The sequence below is a fragment of the Campylobacter sp. IFREMER_LSEM_CL1097 genome, assembly GCF_025772225.1.
Classification (GTDB): Bacteria; Campylobacterota; Campylobacteria; order Campylobacterales; family Campylobacteraceae; genus Campylobacter_D; species Campylobacter_D lari_D.
In genome coordinates this window covers 1-1,539 of sequence record NZ_JAKMRT010000044.1, presented here as the reverse complement: position 1 = coordinate 1,539, position 1,539 = coordinate 1, and the positions used below count along the sequence as shown (strand labels likewise).

Genomic DNA, 1,539 nt, shown 5'->3' with positions numbered 1-1,539 from the left:
GTTTATAAGATTTAGCTTATCCGGTGGGCCGGCAATGTTTTCTTTTCTTGATAAATGCGGAATTGATACTTGTGTCTCTAGTATTAAAGTTAATTTTATTAAAAATTTAACATATAAAGATATGTATTATAAATTCAAATGTATTAAAAATGATTATTGTATTAGTATTTTTGATGATATAGCATGTAAAACTATTGAAAGATCTAAATTATTATATTTTATAAATAATGAAAAAAAATTCTAATACTTATTAGAGATCCTATAGAAAGATTAAAAACTGCTATTAATCATGGTGACTATAAATATGATTGCCAAAGATTTGATGAAAACATAGATACTAGAAAATCTATAGAAGATGAAATAAATAGATCATTTTATTTTTTTGATGATAAAAATTGTAATTTTTATGATTTTGTAAAAGGTTGTATAACTTGGCCTACATATAATTATAAAAAAATAATAAATCCTATTTTAAATACAAATGAAATTTTATACTTAGATATGAAAGAAATTATGCCAGATAAGGCTTTTGATACAATGTCAGAATTATCTAAAATTTTAAATTTTAATTCTCCAAAGTTAAAAGATAAGGATTTTTTTCAAGGAATAAAAAATGGTGACTATAGGTTTCATATACCCGTTTCATTATGTTTTTATAAAAATGAAGAAGTGTTTTTTAAAGTATTTGTTCATTTAAAAAGTAATGAAGATAAAAATCTTATAAATATTAATAATAAATTAATAATTTGTGACCATAAATTACTAAAAGATGTGGTGTTTTTGATAAATAAGAATGATTTTTATAAAGTAGATGAGTATTATAAATACACTATAGCTCAATATCAATTAAGATTTTTAAATGTTTTAGAAGAAAGAATAAATTATATTCATAAAAACAAAATAACAGCAGAGGGTATTTTATCATATCTCAGCAAAAATAGTGAATTGAGTTGTATGTTAAAACATATATTAGATGAAGAGTTATCTCATGTTAAGTCTTATCGACCAGATATAGTTGCCTCTTGGAAATACTATCAAGAATTTGAAAAAATGTGTAGGGAATTAGATGGAAATTAATATCAATGAAAGATAAAGAAGGTATAATTATAAAATAATTTTCAAAGGAGTTTCATGAAACAAGGTGACTTTAGTGAAGTTGCAAAACATTATCACAATAGACCAGCATACTCAAGTATGCTTATAGAAAAGCTCATAAAATGCGTAAATGATCAAAATAAAAATACATTAAAAGTTATAGAAGTAGGAGCTGGCACAGGAAAGCTTACTAAAATGCTTGCTGATGAGTTTAGCCTTTGTATAGATGCAGTCGAGCCAAATGATAATATGCGTGAAGAAGGCATTAAATTTACTCAAAATTCACAAAAGATTACTTGGCATAAAGGTAGCGGAGAAGAAACTACCATGCCTAGTAATTATGCTGATTGGGTAATTATGGCTAGTTCTTTTCACTGGACAGATCCTAAAAAGTCTTTACCTGAGTTTGCAAGAGTGCTTACAGGGGGAGGGTATTTTACTGCC

At 25.5% G+C, this 1,539-nt stretch carries 3 protein-coding genes; all 3 read left to right on the top strand.

Annotated features, from left to right (window positions below; all coding sequences use genetic code 11):
* A partial coding sequence (locus tag L8W64_RS08835) for a hypothetical protein (protein ID WP_263673549.1) occupies window positions 1-244 on the top strand: 244 nt, incomplete at its 5' end.
* 257 nt (window positions 245-501) lie between these two features.
* The gene (locus L8W64_RS08830) at window positions 502-1,077 is read left to right on the top strand and encodes a DUF2972 domain-containing protein (RefSeq protein WP_263673547.1); all 576 of its coding nucleotides are present in this window, start codon (window positions 502-504) and stop codon (window positions 1,075-1,077) included.
* Between the two features lie 54 nt (window positions 1,078-1,131).
* The coding region (locus L8W64_RS08825) for a class I SAM-dependent methyltransferase (protein WP_263673546.1) at window positions 1,132-1,539 on the top strand (408 nt) is incomplete at its 3' end.